Here is a 15,075-nt window from a genome sequence, read left to right on the forward strand (position 1 = left end):
AAAGCGGCGGTGAAGGCGCGCCAGGGCGTGCGCTATCACGTGGAAGAAGACGTCACCGTGCTGAATCCCGAAACCATGGAACGCGTGCCGGAAGACGGCGAGACCATGGGCGAGATCATGTTCCGCGGCAATATCGTGATGAAGGGCTACCTGAAAAACCCGAAGGCGACGGAAGAGGCTTTTGCCGGCGGCTGGTTCCATTCCGGCGACCTGGGCGTGCTGCATCCCGGCGGCTACATGCAGATCAAGGACCGCTCGAAAGACATCATCATTTCCGGCGGCGAGAATATCTCGACCATCGAGGTGGAGGGCGTGCTGTACATGCACCCCGATATCGTCGAGGCCGCCGTGGTGGCGCGGCCGGACAGCCATTGGGGCGAGACGCCCTGCGCCTTCGTCACCCTGCGCAATGGCGCCACCGTCACACCCGACCAGAAGGGCAGCGACGAGATCATCGCCTTCTGCAAGGAGCGGCTGGCGCGATTCAAGGTGCCGAAGACCGTGGTGTTCAGCGAGCTGCCGAAAACCTCGACGGGCAAGATTCAGAAGTTTGAACTGCGCGAACGGGCCAAGGCTCTGGGCTGAAGCAAAGCCCAAACCCTGGCCGGCGCAGTCGAGCTGCTATGATTGTCGGGAGATTTCTTCTTTCAGCTTCAGCTTTTCGCGCTTGAGCTGGGTGACACGGGTGGTGTCGGGCATCGGGCGGTGGCTCTCGTCATCGATCGCCGCTTGCAGGGCATGATGTTTTTCGATGAGAGTGTCGAGATGCGCCGTATGATTCATCGCATGCTCCTCCTTCCGGTTTGGAGCGCGTCAACCAGTTCGACTGCGGTCGCCCTGACATGGCGCGACCGCACCGGTGCGCGCCTGATGGAATTTAAGCACTGCCCTTCGCCTTTGTCAGCCCCAAACAATCAAATTTTCAAATAAGCGAGTCACCGTATGCGTCGCATACAGAAATCTGCCGGCAAAACCGCACCTAAACGGGTGGCTGCAAAAACAGTGCTGCCTGCAGGACGCATCAGGAAACGCAGCCAAGCTGCGGCACCGGCAGGAAAAATGGCATCTGCAATGATCCGTCCACCGGCCCAGCGTCGTCTGGTGGTTGGCATCACCGGCGCCTCAGGGGTGATTTACGGCATCCGCCTGCTGGAAGCACTGCAGCAAAGCGGTATCGAGTCGCATCTGGTGCTGAGCCGCGCCGCCGAAATGACGATTGCCTATGAAACGCAATACAGTATCAAGGATGTGAAGGCGCTGGCGCATACCACATACGCGGTGGCCGATATCGGCGCCGCGATTTCCTCGGGCTCATTCCAGACGCTCGGCATGGCCATCGTGCCCTGTTCGATGAAGACGCTGGCCGAGATCGCCACCGGCGTCACCACCACTTTGCTCAGCCGCGCCGCCGATGTGACGCTGAAGGAACGCCGCCGGCTGGTGCTGGTGCCGCGCGAAACGCCGCTGCATCTGGGGCACCTGCGCAACATGACCGCGGTGACCGAGATGGGCGCCATCGTGGCGCCGCCGATGCCGGGCTTCTATGCCATGCCGCAGACGCTGGACGACCTGATCGGCCATACGGTGGGCCGCGTGCTCGACCTCTTTGGCCTGGATGCCGGCCTGGTCAAGCGCTGGACCGGCAAGCCGGCCAAATAGAACAGCCCTTCAGGTAAACGCGATCCGCAGCAGGTCGGCGCCCAGCTGCAGGGCCTGTTTGTCGCCCGGCGCCAGCCGTTCCAGATAGGCCCCCAGATGGGCGGCGGCGGCATCGATCTCGTCATCGCGCTGCGGCGGCGCCGGCCCGCGCTGGCCCGGCCCGATGCGGCTGGCGGCCGAGAGCCAGACCTGGGCGACCTGTTCGAGCTTCAGTTCCAGCGCCTTGATTTCAGCATAGAGAGCATCCGCCGTCGGCTCGGCCTCGCGCAGCGCCCTGAGCGCGCGCCGCGCGGCGCGCAGCGGCTGCAGCACGGCATTGACCGGCGCGACGGCGGCCTCGACCCGGTCGAGCTCCGTCTCGGCCCAGCCGAGATAGCCGCGCCGCGCCCGCCAGAAACCGAGCAGCAGCAGGTTCACATCGGCCCTGAAGCCGTCCTGCAGACCCAGACAGGCCTGTGCTGCCCCCGGGCGATCATACAGGCTGAGCGAAAAGGCCCAGAAGCCGGCCGCCGGCGGTTCGTCCGGCCGGGCAGGATTTTTGTCGGAATTGGCCGTTTTCGGCCCAGTGTCAGACTCGGTCATCCATGCTATGGTAACGGGCTTTTTGGCGTCCAGGGTAGGCTTGAGTGAGAGCATGAATTTTCCCGGTCCGATCGATACCGAGGAATTGCAGCGCAAGCTGGTCGACCTGCGCGCCGAACATCGCGATCTCGACGATGCGATTGCCGCCCTGGCCGAGCAGCCGAGCCTGAACCTGATCCAGATCCAGCGCATGAAAAAGCGCAAGCTGTCGCTGAAGGATCAGATCACGCGGATCGAGAACCTTCTCATCCCCGATATCATCGCCTGACCCTCATTTCAGGGGCTTCATCCCGGCATAGGCGGCGCGGATTTCACCGACCAGGGCCTGCGCCGGGCCGGACAGCTGCCGGCCTTTCAGCTGCAGGAAGCCGATCTGGCGGCTCAAGCTGGGGCCGCTCAGCGGCCGCATGGTCAGGCGGTCGCTGGAAAACATCGAGAAGGTCAGCGCTGGCAGGGCCGTGATGCCCAGCCCCGCCGAGACCAGCGCGATGGCAGAGGCGATCTGCTCGACCTCGAAGCGCGGCTGCAGGGCGAAATCAGCCTGCAGCAGCACAGCGTCCGCCAGCCGCCGCACCGAGGTGGAGCCGGCCATCGCCACGTAAGGATGGCCTTGCAGCGCGCTCCACGGCAGCGCACCCCTGCCTTTCGCCAGCACATGATCGTTGCGGCAGACCAGATGGATGCGGTCGGCGCCGATCTCGTCATAGGACAATGCCGCGGTCTCGGCGATGCGCGTGGTGACGGCGAAATCGGCCAGGCCATCGGCCACCATCGCCACCGCGCGCTCATGCATCACGTCGCGGATCGCCACGTCGATGCCCGGGTATTTTCCCTGCATCACCTTCAGCGCGCGCGGCAGGATCGAGGCCGCGATCGAGGGCAGCACCGCGATGGTGAGCCGGCCATGCAACCCGTCGCTGCGCGACGCCACGCCCTGCATCGCCACCTTGAAATCGCGCAGCAGGTCTTCCGCCACGGCGCCGAGATGGCGGCCATCGGCGGTCGGCGTCACCTTGCGCGTGGTGCGGTCGAACAGCGCGAGCCCCAGCTCGGCCTCGATCTTGCGAATCGCCACGCTGAGCGCCGGCTGCGAGATGCGCAGTATCGCGGCGGCTTCGGTGAAGCTGGGCGCGCGCAAGGTGGTGGCGAAGATCTCGAGCTGGCGCAGGGTGAGATTGATAGACATGAGTTATAAGTCCATATGTCTTATATATTGGACGTTATAGATCGATTTTTGCAGTCTGTCGCCCGAGGAAACCAGAGTCGGGCGCAATGCCAGCCACAACAGTTCATATCGGTGCCGGGGCCGGCTTTGCCGGCGACCGCGCGGGCGCGGCGCTGCCGGTGGTGCAGGCGCTGGCCGCATCCGGCGTGCCCGCGTTCCTGATTTTCGAGACCCTGGCCGAGCGCACGCTGGCGCTGGCCCAGCTGGAGCGGCAGCGCGATCCGCAAGCGGGCTACAGCCCCAGCCTGGTCGCCCTGCTGCAGCCGGTGCTGGCGCTCTGCCTGCAACACAATATCCGCATCATCAGCAATTTCGGCGCCGCCCATCCGCAGGCCGCCGCCCAACGCATCCGAGCCATGGCCACCGCAGCCGGTTTTCCGCAGGCGAAGATCGCCGTGGTGAGCGGCGACGACCTGAGCACGCGACTCACCACGGCCGACCTGGCGGCACGCGAAACCGATGGCACGCTGTTGCAGGGCCGCGACAGCGTGGTGGCCGCCAATGCCTATCTGGGCGCGCAGCCGATTGCCGAGGCGCTGGATGCCGGCGCGGAGATTGTCGTCACCGGCCGCGTCGCCGATCCTGCCCTGGTGCTGGGCCCGCTGGTGCATGCCTTCGGCTGGCGCTGGGATGACTGGGACCGGCTCGCCGCCGGCACGCTGGTCGGCCATCTGCTGGAATGCGGACCGCAGGTCAGTGGCGGCTATTTCGCCGATCCCGGCCTCAAGGATGCCGCCGATTTCACCGATATCGGCTATCCCATCGCCGAAGTCAGCGCCGATGGCAGCGCCATCATCACCAAGCCGGCCGGCAGCGGCGGCGCGGTGGATCTGCGCACGGTGAAGGAGCAGATGCTCTATGAGATCCACGATCCGGCCGCCTATCTGACGCCCGATGTGGTGCTGGACATCACCCAGGCCGAGGTGGAGCAGGCCGGTCCGGATCGCGTGGCCGTGCGCGGCGCGCGCGGCCGGGCCCGGCCCGCCACGCTGAAGGCCACGGTCTGCTTCCCCGCCGGCCTGTTCGGCGAGGCCGAGATTTCCTATGCCGGGCCGAATGCCACGGCCCGCGCCCGGCTCGCCATCGAGATCATCCGCGCGCGCATGGCGCGGCTGCAGCCCGATCTCGCACTCCGCGCCGATATCATCGGCGTGGTCAGCAGCTTTGGCGACAGTGCCGGCCATGATCTCGCCGCCGCCACGGCGGAGAGTGAGGATGTGCGGGTGCGCTTTGCCGCCCGCCATGCGGATGCCGCGCCGGTGCAGCAACTGCTGGCGGAAGTCGAGGCCCTGTATGTCGCCGGCCCGGCCGGCGGCGGCGGCGTGCGCAGGCATCTGGTGCCGCAGCTGGCCAGTGCCTCCTGCCTGATCGAACGCGATCTGGTGCAGCCCGGTATGGAGCTGCTGGCATGAGCGCAATCCTGCTCCATCAGATCGCCCATGCCCGCTCCGGCGACAAGGGCAACCGGCTCAACATCGCGCTGGTCTGCTACCGGCCGGAATTCTTCGACACCGTCGCCGCACAGGTGACGTCAGATCGCGTCGCGCAGCTGTTTGCCAGCCGCGACGTCGGCACCGTGCAGCGCTACGACCTGCCGAAACTCTGGGCCTTCAACTTCGTGCTCGATCACGCGCTGGATGGCGGCGTCAATGCCAGCCTCGGCCTCGACGGCCATGGCAAGACCCTGTCCTTCCGGCTGCTGACCCTGACGGTCGCACTGCCGCCCGATCTTTTGTCCCGTGTTCAACATCCTGCATAAAAAACGGAGGAAACCATGCGCATCCTGTCATCGCTTGTCCTGCTGGCCGCCACGGCCATCGCCCTGCCCGCTTTGGGGCAAAGTTATCCGAACAGACCGATCAAATTCATCGTGCCGTTTGCCGCCGGCAGCGCCACCGACACGGTGGCCCGCGTGGTCGGCGAGTATGTCGGCCGCGACCTCAAGCAGCCGGTGGTGGTGGAAAATGCCGCCGGCGGCAACGGCGTGATCGCGGCGCAGAAGGTCGCCACGGCCACGCCCGATGGCTACACGCTGCTGATCTCGACCAACACCACCCATGCCGCCAACCAGAGCATGCTGAAAAAGCTGCCCTATGACGCGGTGAGGGATTTCGAGACCGTCAGCATGCTGGGCACCATTCCGATGGCACTGGTGGTCAATCCCTCGCTGCCGGTCAACTCGGTGTCGGACCTGATCGCCTATGCGAAAGCCAATCCCGGCAAGCTCAGTTTCGGTGCCGGCTCCAGCTCGTCGCGCATCAGCGTCGAGATGTTCAAGACCATGACCGGCACCGACATCGTGCATGTGCCCTACAAGAGCAACCCACAGGCGGTGACCGACCTGCTGGGCGGCCAGGTGCAGTTGATGATCGCCGATGTCTCCACCACCCTGCCGCAGGCGGCGGCGGGCAAGGTGAAGGCGCTCGGTGTCTCCACCAAGGGGCCGTCGCCGGTGGCGCCGGGCCTGCCCACCATCGCCAGCCAGGGCGTGCCGGGCTACGAGATCACCGCCTGGTTCGCCGCCTGGCTGCCGGCCAAGACCGACACGGCGATTGCCGACAAACTGCAGAAGTCGATGGCGGCGGCGGTGGCTGACAAGGATGTGCAGGCCAGGCTGCTGGCTGCCGGCGTCGAACCGCAGTCGAGCAGCCGCAAGCAGCTGGCCGATTTCGTCGTCTCGGAAACCGAGAAATGGGCCAAGGCGGTGAAGGCCGCCGGCATCGAGCCGGAATAAGCCGCACCGTAGAGGCAAGACGGAACGGGCAGGCCCTGAACGGCCTGCCCGTTTTGCATTTGCGATTGCCGCTACGGCATGCCGCATGCGGAAAGCGGAAGCGATTGCATCGCTGCTCCCGAGGCGGATTAAATGGCCGCCCAGAAACGGAGGATGCATGCGCGTTGTTGTCACCGGTGCGGCCGGTTTTATCGGCCGGCGCCTCACCGCTGCCCTGATCGGGCAAGGCAGGCTGGCCGGGCCTGCCGGCAATCCGACGCCGATCTCCGAACTGGTGCTGGCCGACCAGATCGCCTTCGATCCGCCACCGGCGGACACCATCCGCATCCGCTGCACAATCGGCGATCTGCGCGATGCGGGTTTCCGGCAGGCGCTGTTTGCCGGCGGCATCGACAGCCTGTTTCATCTGGCTGCGTCGCTGACCACCGAAGCCGAGCGCGACATCGCGCTGGGCATCGAGACCAATGTGCTGAGCCTGCTCGGCCTGCTGGCACTGTGCCGGGCACAACCAGTGGCGCCGCGCCTGGTGTTTGCCAGCTCGATCGCCACCTTCGGCGGCGCCTTGCCGGCGGTGGTGGATGACAGCACGGTACAGACGCCGCAGACCTCTTACGGCGTGCACAAGGTGATCGCCGAGCAGCTGATCAGCGACCACAGCCGCCATGGCGTGGTGGATGGCCGCTGCCTGCGGCTGCCCATCGTGGTGATCCGGCCGCCCGTAAATCATTCGGGAGCCGCACCATCGGTTTCCGACCGTGTCGCCGCCATCCTGCGCGAGCCGCTGAACGGCCGGGATGTCGATTGCCCGTTCAAGCCGGAAACCCGCCTGCCGCTGGTTTCGGTGCAGGCCGTGGTGCGGAGCCTGCTGACACTGCATGACCTGCCGGGCAGCCGCCTGGGCCTATTCCGCGCTTTCAACCTGCCGGCCCTGAGCGTCAGCGTCGCTGCGATGGTGGACAGCCTGCAGGCCTACAGCGACCGCAAGCCTGGCAAGGTGCAGTGGAAGCCCGATGCGACGATGCAGGCCATCGTCGATGGCTGGCCGGCACAGTTCGACTCCGCCCGTGCGCGGCAGCTCGGCATCCTGCCCGATGCCCGCATGACAGAGATCATCGACGCCTATCTGAAGGACGCGGCATGAGTGAGGGAAAGATCTGCATCATCGGCGCCGGATCGTCGGGCATCGCTGCCGCCAAGGCGCTGAAGCAGAAGGGCCTGGACTTCGACTGTTTCGAAAAGGGCTCCGATATCGGCGGCAACTGGCGCTACGACAACGACAACGGCGTGTCGGCGGCCTATCGCAGCCTGCATATCGATACCAGCCGCAAGAACCTGCAATACCCCGATTTCCCGACGCCCGACGACCTGCCGGATTTCCCCTCGCACTGGCAGGTGATGCAGTATCTGGAGGATTACGCCAACCATTTCGGCATCCGGCCGCATATCCGCTTCCGCACCAGCGTGACGAAAGTCGAACCGACAGCCGACGGGCAATGGACCGTGACACTGGAGAGCGGCGAGACGCTGACCTACCGCGCCGTGATCGTTGCCAATGGTCATCTATGGGACACGCGGCTGCCGGATTTCCCCGGCAGCTTCAGCGGCCTGCAGATCCATTCCCATGCCTATAAAACGGCGGCGCCATTCGACGACAAGCGCGTGCTGGTGGTCGGCATCGGCAATTCGGCGGTCGATATCGCCGTCGACCTGTGCCGCCGGGCGCGCAGCGTGCATCTCTCCACGCGGCGCGGCGCCTGGATCATGCCGAAATACATCCTCGGCATCCCGACCGACCGCTGGGGCGCCTTCCTGTCGCGCAAGCTGAAACTGCCAACCGTGCTGGCCCGCATGATCGTCAACAAGCTGATGTACCTGACCGTGGGCGACCAGCGCCGCTACGGCATGCCGACGCCCAAGCATCCGATGTGGCGTGAGCATGCCACCATCAGCCAGGAGCTGCTGCCCTATATCGGCCATGGCTGGATCAGGGTGAAACCGAATGTGGCCAGGCTGGATGGCGCGCGTGTCCACTTCGCCGATGGCAGCGCCGAGGATTTCGACGCCATCATCTATGCCACCGGTTACAAGACCAGCTTTCCCTTCCTCGATCCGGCGCTGTTCCAGGTGAAGGATAACGAGGCGCCGCAACTCTATCGCCGCATGCGCGCGCTCAATCAGCCCGGCCTGTATTTCGTCGGCCTGGTGCAGCCGATCGGCGCCACCATCCCGCTGGTGGAAATCCAGTCGCGCTGGCTGGCCGGCGTGCTGGCCGGCGAGATCGCGCTGCCGGCGCAGGAGGCGATGCAGTCAGAGGTGCGCGAGCACTGGCGCGGCGTCAAGCGGCGCTATGTGGACAGCGCGCGCTATACGCTGGAGGTCGATTACCGCGACTACGCCACCGACCTGCGCGCCGACATGGCCAGCGGCAAGGCCGGGTATTAGGCGGCAAACGGCAGTGGATCGAGCAGCGCATTGACCTCGGCCAGATCCGTGGCCGACAGCACGGTCGCGCCAGCCTGTACATTCTGCTCCAGCTGCTCGGGCTTGGTGGCGCCGGCGATCACGCTGGAGACCTGCGGCTTGGCCAGCAGCCAGGCAAAAGCCAGCTCGGTCATGCCGATGCCGCGCTTGTCGCACCAGCCGCGCAGGCGTTCCAGCGTGGCGAGATTGGCCGGGGTCATGTAGCGGTCGGCGAGCCGCTGGGTGTTGGCGAGGCGCGAGCCTTCGGCCGCCGCACCCGCCTTGTGCTTGCCGGTGAGCAGCCCGCTGGCGAGCGGGAAGAACGGTAGGAAGCCGAGGCCGAAGCGGCTGCAGGCCGGCAGCTGCTCCATCTCGGCCTTGCGGAACACCAGGCTGAGTTCGTCCTGCGCCGACACGAAGCGATGGGTGCCGAGCTGCTTCGCCGTCCAGTCGGCATCGGCGAGCTGCCAGGACGTGAAATTGGAATTGCCGATATAGCGCACCTTGCCCTGGGTGATCAGGTCATCCAGCGCGCGCAGGGTCTCGTCGATCGGGGTGCGCGGATCGGGCTGGTGCTGCTGGTAAAGATCGATCCAGTCGGTCTGCAGCCGGCTCAGGCTGTCTTCCACCGCCTTCATGATATAGGCGCGCGAGGCGCCGACCTTCTTGCCGCTGTCATCCATCGGCATGGCGAACTTGGTCGCCAGCACAATGTCTTTGCGCCGTGCGCCGAGGATCTTGCCCATCTGGGTCTCGGAGCCGCCCTTGTTGCCGTAGATATCGGCGGTGTCGAACAGCGTGATGCCAAGGTCGAGCGCCTTGTGGATCACCTTGCGCGAGGCTTCGAGGTCGAGGCGCATTTCGAAATTGTTGCAGCCGAGGCCGACTTCGGAAACGAGCAGGCCGGAGGTGCCGAGATTGCGGAATTTCACGGGGTGTACTTTCTGTCAGGAAAAGCCGGGCGCAGTATCGGACTCTCACGCGGCAGACGACAAGGGTGAACCAATTTGGTTCGACTCTTTTAGCCCAGCACGCGCAAAGCTTCCGTCGCCGCGATCCGCCCCGACAGCCAGGCGCCGGTAGCCGAGCCGATCCAGTCGATCGGCGCGAAGGCCTCACCGGCAAACAGTACACGGGCGCGGCCGGCCGAAGAGGTGAGCGCGCGGCCGGCATTGCGCCGCGCCGGGGCAAAGCCGGGTTTCACCACGGCCACCGAGCCGCGGCTCCAGGGATCGCGGCCCCATTGCGTGACGATACCCTTGACGAAGCGGCGATCCACCACCTCTCCCAGCATGGCGCGCACCTGGCTGCGCGCGGCGGCGATCATGGCGACATCGCCGCGCCCTTCGAGATCGCGCGCATAATCGCCGCCGACCTGGGCGATCACCAGCGGCAGGCCTTGCGCATTCAGCCGCAGGCTCATCGCCCGCGTACCCTGAATGCGCAGCAATGCCTGGGTATTGGCCGGAGCATCGAAGGTGCCGGCCTCGTACTGCAGCGCAATGCGGTCGATCAGGCCCATGCTCATGCGGCCCAGCGCCTCGCGCTGCGGTTCGGGCAGGCCGGGCTGGAACAGGATGCCGTCCCTGGCCGCCAGCAGGCCGAGCGGCAGGGTGACGATGCAGGCCTCAGCCTTCACCTGGCCTTCGGCGGTGGCGACGGTGACCCCGGTGCCGTTCCAGTCGATCCGCACCACCGGGTTGTTGAGGAACACCGGCAGGCCGGTGGCCGACTGCGCCACCCAGCTGCCGAAACAGCCGGGCAGCCAGACATCGTTTCCGGTGCCGGCCAGCCGCGGCACATCCAGGGCCGAGACGGCAGAGAATTCCACGCCGACATGCAGCGGACCGGCCAGCGCCTTGGCCAGGTCGATCCAGCGCCCGGCGGGGCCGCCGGAGTCCAGCTTGATGCGGCTGGCGAGCGGCACGTCGCTGCGCAGGGTGCGGGCATCGAGCAGGGCATCGTCGAGCTTGTCATAGGCGAAACCGAGCGCATCATAGTCATGCGCCTCGGCATCGCGGGCCGCCTCGCCGCTGCGATCCTGGTCGAACAGCCAGAAGTCGCCTTCATCGGACTGCAGCCGCACATCGCGGCGCCGCAGTTCGGCGACCAGCGGATTGATGTCGGCCGAGCGCAGCATCGCGGCGCCGAGATCGACGGCGAAGCCCAGCCGAGAAGCGTCGGTCCAGCAGCGGCCGCCGACGCGGTCGCGCGCTTCCAGCACCACGACATTGCGGCCGCGCTCCTGCAGCAGGCGTGCCGCCGCCAGACCGGCGAGGCCGGCACCGATGATGACGACTTCGGTTTCGCCCGGCGGCACCGCGGCACGCGACCAGGCCGGCAGCAGCGCTGCCGCCGCCGCCATGCTGATGGCCTGCCGTCGTGTTGTCCCCGGTGTCATGGCGCCGCATTATGCCGCGAAGCTTGGCCGGCAGGATGATTTTTTGCCGCACCTGCAACACAAAAGTGTCAGCGCAGCGCGCCAATCAACGCAGGATCATCGCCACCGATCCGGCAAGCGCCAGTCCCATCGCGATATTGAACACGCGCTGGCGCCGTGCGCTGCGCAGCAGGCGCTGGGCTGCCGCGCCGAAGACCAGCCAGAGCAGGCCGCTGGGCAGCGCGGCGCTGACGAAGACCAGTGCAAAGCCGGCCGATTGCAGGATCGCTTCGTCGGCACCGCCGGGCAGATAGGTTGCCACCGCGCCGGCACTGACCAGCCAGGCCTTCGGATTGACCCATTGCAGGGCCGCCGCACCGAGGAAACCAACCGGCCGCGGCGGTGCCACGGCAGTGGAATCGCCGGCGGGCGCCGTGGCGATCTTCCAGGCCAGCCAGAGCAGAAAGGCTGCGCCGGCGATGCGCACGACCTGCAGGGCCTGCGGATGCGCCAGCACGATGCTGCCCAGACCATAAGCGGCGAGGACCATCATCGACCCCATGCCGGCCGAGACGCCGAACAGGCAGGGCAGGCCGCGCCAGAAGCCGGCCTGCGCGCCAGTGGCGACCAGCAGCACATTGCTCGGCCCCGGGGTGATTGCGGCAACCACGGAAAACAGGAAGAAGGCGAGACCCTGCTCAAGCGTCATGCCGCCATTGCGGCATAATGCAGTGGCGCGGTCTGGAAGATTTGTGCAGCGGGTTACGACTGCCGGCGGAAAGCGTGCGCGGTGAAGACGCCGATTACCTTGAGCGAGGAACTGAAATATTCCAGCTCCTGCAGGGCCAGATCGACGCTGGTCTGCGCCGGATGGCCCTCGATCTCGGCATAGAATTCAGCGACCTGGAAACCGTCGGAGAGATAGCTTTCCAGCTTCACCACGTTGACACCATTGGTGGCGAAGCCGCCCAGCGCCTTGTACAGCGCCGCCGGCACGCTGCGCACGCGGAACATGATGGCGGTCAGGCTGTTCGGCGCCGCCACATCGGGATCGCGGCGCTGGCGCTCCAGCTTGATGAAGCGCGTGGTGTTGGTGTGGTTGTCCTCGATATCGGGGCGCAGCACCTGCAGGCCATAGAGCTCGCCGGCAATCGATGACGCGATGGCGGCTTCCTCGACATTGTTGCGCTCGGCCACATCCTTGGCCGAACCGGCAGTGTCGCTGGCGACGATGGCCTCAAGGCCGAGTTCCTTGATCACCTTGCGGCATTGCGACAGGCCCTGCACATGGCTGTAGACACGCTTCACCGTTTTCAGGCTGGCGGCCCTGGGCGCCAGCAGCTGGTGCCGCACACGCAGGAAATGCTCGGCGGTGATGAACAGGCCGCCCTCGGGCAGCAGCTGATGGATGTCGGCGACGCGGCCGGCGGTGGAATTCTCGATCGGGATCAGGCCGCAGGACGCCCGGCCCTCGCGCACGGCGGCAAAGGCATCCTCGAAACTCGGGCAGGGCAGCGGCACCAGCGCAGGCAGCGCCTCGCGGCAGGCCAGATGCGAATAGGCACCCGGCGCACCCTGGAAGGCCACGACCGTTGCGGGATCGGTGGCGGCAGTGGCGATGCTGGCTGACGGCATGACGGGATCCGGAAGACGGAAGTGGAAATTATCGTTTCGCAGCCATGACTTGGCGGATGCGGGCGAGATCGGCCGGAGTATCGACCCCGAGCGGCAGGGTGTCAACGACAGCGGCCGCAATGCTCATGCCATTCTCCAGCGCACGCAGCTGCTCCAGCTTTTCGCGCTGTTCCAGCGGCGATGGCTGCAGCGCCACAAAGCGCTCCAGCGCCGCGCGGCGATAGGCGTAGATACCGATATGGTGCCACAGCGGCCCGGCGCCGCCCGGCACCGGCCGGCGGCTGAAATACAGCGCACGGCCAACAGTCTGCCCCGGGGCGAGGCTGAGCACCGCCTTCACCACATTGGGGTCGTCGATCTCATGGGTATCGACGATGGGGGTTGCGAGCGTGGCGATATCGATGGCCGGATCGGCCAGCGGGGTGAGCGCGGCCGCCACCATCCTCGGGTCGATGGCCGGCAGGTCGCCCTGCAGGTTGATCACCGCATCGTGGCGGCCCTGGGGGTCGAGGATCTGCAGCGCCTCGAAGATGCGGTCGGAGCCCGAGGGGTGATCGGGGTCGGTCATCACCGCCTCGCCGCCGGCGGCCCGGACCGCGTCGGCGATGGCTGCATCGCCGCAGGCAACGGCGACGCGGGCGAAGCCGGCTTCCTCGGCCCGGCGCAGGCAATGCACGATCATCGGCAGGCCGTGGATATCGGCCAGCGGCTTGTCCGGCAGGCGGGTGGAGGCCAGCCGCGACGGGATCAGCACGATGGGTGTTTTCGGAGTCGCGGCAATGATAGTTTCTGGCATTCTTTAGGCCTTGAAAAAGCAGCGAGATCGGCGGAAGTACCGGGACCGGGCAGCGACCCTGCCCGCATGCGGCACTTCGCCGCAGCCGGAGCGGCCGGGCGCCCTTCCCGGGGGGATATATACGGGTTGCGAACGGGTCGGGGAAGCCGCTAATGTCGCGGCGATTTTCGGGCGGTTTCGGGTACTTGGCCGGGACTGTCCTCCGTCGCCTCCAGGAGCTTCCCCGATGGATAGTTTTGAAATTAATAAAATGATCGGCGCCGCGCTGTTCGCCCTGCTGATCATCATGGGTGTGAACCAGGTCGGCAATATGCTGGTCCATCCCAAGAAGCTCGCGGAAGCTGCCTACAAGATTGACGTGCCGGATGCCCCGGCCGCCGGTGGCGCCGCCCCGGCCGCCGAGGAAGCCGATCCGCCGGTCGCCGGCCTGCTGGCTGCTGCCAGTGTCGATGGCGGCAAGAAGGCGTTCGGCAAATGCGCCGCCTGCCACAGCGTGGAAAAGGGCGGACCTGCCAAGGTTGGCCCGAACCTCTATGACATCGTGCAGGCGCCCAAGGGCCATATGGCCGGCTTCGCCTATTCCGACGGCCTGAAGAAGACGGGCGGCGAATGGACCTATGACAGCCTCTACGCCTTCCTGAAGAACCCGAAGGCCTATGCCCCGGGGACCAAGATGGCCTTCGCCGGCGCCAAGAGCTCGAAGGAGCGCGCCGATCTGATCGCCTATCTGCGCAGCCTGTCGGACAGCCCGAAGCCGCTGCCGAATTGATCGGACACCTGCCATTCCAGGGCCGGGATCTGTCATGACCGACATCCCGGCCCTTTTTGTTGCCCAGCGTGACGCGCTGGTGGCGTTTGCGCATGAACTCGCCGAACTGGCCCGCGCCGAGATCCGGCCGCATTTCCGCCAGCCCATCGATGTCGTCAGCAAGGCCGATGCCTCGCCGGTGACGATTGCCGACCGCAACGCGGAAGCCGTGATGCGCAAAGCCATCGAAGCGCGCTATCCCGAGCATGGCATCTTCGGCGAGGAATTTGGCCCGGTGCGCACCGATGCCGCCTGGCAATGGATTCTCGATCCCATCGACGGCACCAAGAGCTTTGTCTCCGGCCTGCCGATCTTCGGCACGCTGATCGCGCTGACTTTCGAGAACCGGCCGGTGCTGGGCGTGATCGACCAGCCGATCATGGGCGACCGCTGGATCGGCGCCATGGGCCGGCCGACCGAATTCAACGGCAAGCCGGCACGCACCAATGCGGATCGGGTGCTGAAGGATGCGGTGGTGATGACCACCTATGTCGACAGCTTCAGCGAAACCGAGCTGACGGCGTTCACGACATTGCGAAGGGCCTGCCGCATCAATCGCATGTCCGGCGACTGCATCTGCTATGGTATGCTGGCATCGGGGTTCGCCGATCTGGCGCTGGATGGCCGGATGCAGCCCTATGATTATGCGGCGCTGGGGCCGGTGGTGGCCGGGGCCGGCGGCGTGATTACCGACTGGGAAGGCAAGCCGCTGGACATGCGCGGCCGATCCCGCGTCCTGGCCGCAGCAAATCCGGCGCTGCACCGGGCCGCCATGGAGTACCTGTCCGGAGCCTGA

General features: G+C 66.2%; 17 protein-coding genes and 1 pseudogene. 10 read left to right on the forward strand and 8 right to left on the reverse strand.

The window, feature by feature from the left end; all coding sequences use genetic code 11:
• Positions 1–585 (forward strand): annotated as a pseudogene (locus AAG799_RS11330) (acyl-CoA synthetase); the annotation flags it as partial.
• Between the two features lie 36 nt (positions 586–621).
• Here the strand turns inward: AAG799_RS11330 and AAG799_RS11335 are convergent.
• The gene (locus AAG799_RS11335) at positions 622–783 is read right to left on the reverse strand and encodes a YdcH family protein (RefSeq protein WP_297689654.1); all 162 of its coding nucleotides are present in this window, start codon (positions 781–783) and stop codon (positions 622–624) included.
• A 288-nt stretch (positions 784–1,071) separates the two neighbouring features.
• On the opposite strand from AAG799_RS11335, the gene AAG799_RS11340 reads away from it, so the two are divergent.
• Complete coding sequence (locus AAG799_RS11340) at positions 1,072–1,659, forward strand: UbiX family flavin prenyltransferase (RefSeq protein WP_341895943.1); 588 nt, start codon at positions 1,072–1,074, stop codon at positions 1,657–1,659.
• Between the two features lie 9 nt (positions 1,660–1,668).
• Here AAG799_RS11340 and AAG799_RS11345 read toward each other — a convergent pair whose 3' ends face one another.
• Positions 1,669–2,241: a TIGR02444 family protein gene (locus AAG799_RS11345; RefSeq protein WP_341895944.1), complete on the reverse strand. Its 573-nt coding sequence runs from the start codon at positions 2,239–2,241 to the stop codon at positions 1,669–1,671.
• 52 nt (positions 2,242–2,293) lie between these two features.
• On the opposite strand from AAG799_RS11345, the gene AAG799_RS11350 reads away from it, so the two are divergent.
• Entirely contained in the window at positions 2,294–2,509 is a 216-nt protein-coding gene (locus AAG799_RS11350) for a DUF465 domain-containing protein (RefSeq protein WP_341895945.1), read from the forward strand.
• Positions 2,510–2,512: 3 nt separating this feature from the next.
• Here the strand turns inward: AAG799_RS11350 and AAG799_RS11355 are convergent, their stop codons facing one another.
• Entirely contained in the window at positions 2,513–3,427 is a 915-nt protein-coding gene (locus tag AAG799_RS11355; RefSeq protein WP_341895946.1) for a LysR family transcriptional regulator, read from the reverse strand.
• Positions 3,428–3,513: 86 nt separating this feature from the next.
• Between AAG799_RS11355 and AAG799_RS11360 the strand changes: the two genes are divergently transcribed.
• From AAG799_RS11360 to AAG799_RS11380, 5 genes are all read left to right on the forward strand, one after another.
• Positions 3,514–4,878 (forward strand): acyclic terpene utilization AtuA family protein, encoded by a 1,365-nt coding sequence (locus AAG799_RS11360; RefSeq protein ID WP_341895947.1) that lies wholly within the window; start codon positions 3,514–3,516, stop codon positions 4,876–4,878.
• A complete protein-coding gene (locus tag AAG799_RS11365; RefSeq protein WP_341895948.1) occupies positions 4,875–5,225 on the forward strand; it encodes a hypothetical protein in 351 nt (116 codons plus the stop codon). The genes AAG799_RS11360 and AAG799_RS11365 overlap by 4 nt, the downstream gene beginning before the upstream one ends.
• 15 nt (positions 5,226–5,240) lie before the next feature.
• Entirely contained in the window at positions 5,241–6,200 is a 960-nt protein-coding gene (locus AAG799_RS11370; protein ID WP_341895949.1) for a tripartite tricarboxylate transporter substrate binding protein, read from the forward strand.
• 157 nt (positions 6,201–6,357) lie between these two features.
• Positions 6,358–7,341, forward strand: a complete 984-nt coding sequence (locus tag AAG799_RS11375; RefSeq protein WP_341895950.1) for an NAD-dependent epimerase/dehydratase family protein — start codon at positions 6,358–6,360, stop codon at positions 7,339–7,341.
• Positions 7,338–8,642 carry an NAD(P)-binding domain-containing protein gene (locus AAG799_RS11380; RefSeq protein WP_341895951.1) on the forward strand — a complete coding sequence of 435 codons (1,305 nt, stop codon included), beginning with the start codon at positions 7,338–7,340 and terminating at the stop codon, positions 8,640–8,642. The genes AAG799_RS11375 and AAG799_RS11380 overlap by 4 nt, the downstream gene beginning before the upstream one ends.
• Here the strand turns inward: AAG799_RS11380 and AAG799_RS11385 are convergent.
• The 5 genes from AAG799_RS11385 to AAG799_RS11405 form a co-directional block, all read right to left on the reverse strand.
• Entirely contained in the window at positions 8,639–9,592 is a 954-nt protein-coding gene (locus AAG799_RS11385) for an aldo/keto reductase (RefSeq protein ID WP_341895952.1), read from the reverse strand. The two genes, AAG799_RS11380 and AAG799_RS11385, sit on opposite strands and share 4 nt — an antisense overlap.
• An 89-nt stretch (positions 9,593–9,681) precedes the next feature.
• On the reverse strand, positions 9,682–11,061 hold the full coding sequence (locus tag AAG799_RS11390; RefSeq protein ID WP_341895953.1) for an NAD(P)/FAD-dependent oxidoreductase: 1,380 nt from the start codon (positions 11,059–11,061) through the stop codon (positions 9,682–9,684).
• Positions 11,062–11,146: 85 nt separating this feature from the next.
• Positions 11,147–11,749, reverse strand: coding sequence for a LysE family translocator (locus AAG799_RS11395; protein ID WP_341895954.1), 603 nt, complete (start codon positions 11,747–11,749; stop codon positions 11,147–11,149).
• 53 nt (positions 11,750–11,802) lie between these two features.
• On the reverse strand, positions 11,803–12,675 hold the full coding sequence (locus AAG799_RS11400) for a prephenate dehydratase (RefSeq protein ID WP_341895955.1): 873 nt from the start codon (positions 12,673–12,675) through the stop codon (positions 11,803–11,805).
• Between the two features lie 28 nt (positions 12,676–12,703).
• Positions 12,704–13,471 carry a 3-deoxy-manno-octulosonate cytidylyltransferase gene (locus tag AAG799_RS11405; protein WP_341895956.1) on the reverse strand — a complete coding sequence of 256 codons (768 nt, stop codon included), beginning with the start codon at positions 13,469–13,471 and terminating at the stop codon, positions 12,704–12,706.
• Positions 13,472–13,697: 226 nt separating this feature from the next.
• Between AAG799_RS11405 and AAG799_RS11410 the strand changes: the two genes are divergently transcribed.
• Positions 13,698–14,240, forward strand: a complete 543-nt coding sequence (locus AAG799_RS11410) for a cytochrome c family protein (RefSeq protein WP_341895957.1) — start codon at positions 13,698–13,700, stop codon at positions 14,238–14,240.
• 34 nt (positions 14,241–14,274) lie between these two features.
• Positions 14,275–15,075 (forward strand): histidinol-phosphatase, encoded by an 801-nt coding sequence (gene hisN, locus AAG799_RS11415; protein ID WP_341895958.1) that lies wholly within the window; start codon positions 14,275–14,277, stop codon positions 15,073–15,075.

It is taken from the genome of Ferrovibrio terrae (assembly GCF_943371255.1).
Classification (GTDB): domain Bacteria; phylum Pseudomonadota; class Alphaproteobacteria; order Ferrovibrionales; family Ferrovibrionaceae; genus Ferrovibrio; species Ferrovibrio terrae_B.

Excerpts from the sequence above, each read along its gene's own strand:
- AAG799_RS11335 (WP_297689654.1), bottom strand. The coding sequence starts at position 783 with ATGAATCATACGGCGCATCTCGACACTCTCATCGAAAAACATCATGCC.
- AAG799_RS11340 (WP_341895943.1), top strand. The coding sequence starts at position 1,072 with ATGATCCGTCCACCGGCCCAGCGTCGTCTGGTGGTTGGCATCACCGGC.
- AAG799_RS11345 (WP_341895944.1), bottom strand. The coding sequence starts at position 2,241 with ATGACCGAGTCTGACACTGGGCCGAAAACGGCCAATTCCGACAAAAAT.
- AAG799_RS11350 (WP_341895945.1), top strand. The coding sequence starts at position 2,294 with ATGAATTTTCCCGGTCCGATCGATACCGAGGAATTGCAGCGCAAGCTG.
- AAG799_RS11355 (WP_341895946.1), bottom strand. The coding sequence starts at position 3,427 with ATGTCTATCAATCTCACCCTGCGCCAGCTCGAGATCTTCGCCACCACC.
- AAG799_RS11360 (WP_341895947.1), top strand. The coding sequence starts at position 3,514 with ATGCCAGCCACAACAGTTCATATCGGTGCCGGGGCCGGCTTTGCCGGC.
- AAG799_RS11365 (WP_341895948.1), top strand. The coding sequence starts at position 4,875 with ATGAGCGCAATCCTGCTCCATCAGATCGCCCATGCCCGCTCCGGCGAC.
- AAG799_RS11370 (WP_341895949.1), top strand. The coding sequence starts at position 5,241 with ATGCGCATCCTGTCATCGCTTGTCCTGCTGGCCGCCACGGCCATCGCC.
- AAG799_RS11375 (WP_341895950.1), top strand. The coding sequence starts at position 6,358 with ATGCGCGTTGTTGTCACCGGTGCGGCCGGTTTTATCGGCCGGCGCCTC.
- AAG799_RS11380 (WP_341895951.1), top strand. The coding sequence starts at position 7,338 with ATGAGTGAGGGAAAGATCTGCATCATCGGCGCCGGATCGTCGGGCATC.
- AAG799_RS11390 (WP_341895953.1), bottom strand. The coding sequence starts at position 11,061 with ATGACACCGGGGACAACACGACGGCAGGCCATCAGCATGGCGGCGGCG.
- AAG799_RS11395 (WP_341895954.1), bottom strand. The coding sequence starts at position 11,749 with ATGACGCTTGAGCAGGGTCTCGCCTTCTTCCTGTTTTCCGTGGTTGCC.
- AAG799_RS11400 (WP_341895955.1), bottom strand. The coding sequence starts at position 12,675 with ATGCCGTCAGCCAGCATCGCCACTGCCGCCACCGATCCCGCAACGGTC.
- AAG799_RS11405 (WP_341895956.1), bottom strand. The coding sequence starts at position 13,471 with ATGCCAGAAACTATCATTGCCGCGACTCCGAAAACACCCATCGTGCTG.
- AAG799_RS11410 (WP_341895957.1), top strand. The coding sequence starts at position 13,698 with ATGGATAGTTTTGAAATTAATAAAATGATCGGCGCCGCGCTGTTCGCC.
- hisN (WP_341895958.1), top strand. The coding sequence starts at position 14,275 with ATGACCGACATCCCGGCCCTTTTTGTTGCCCAGCGTGACGCGCTGGTG.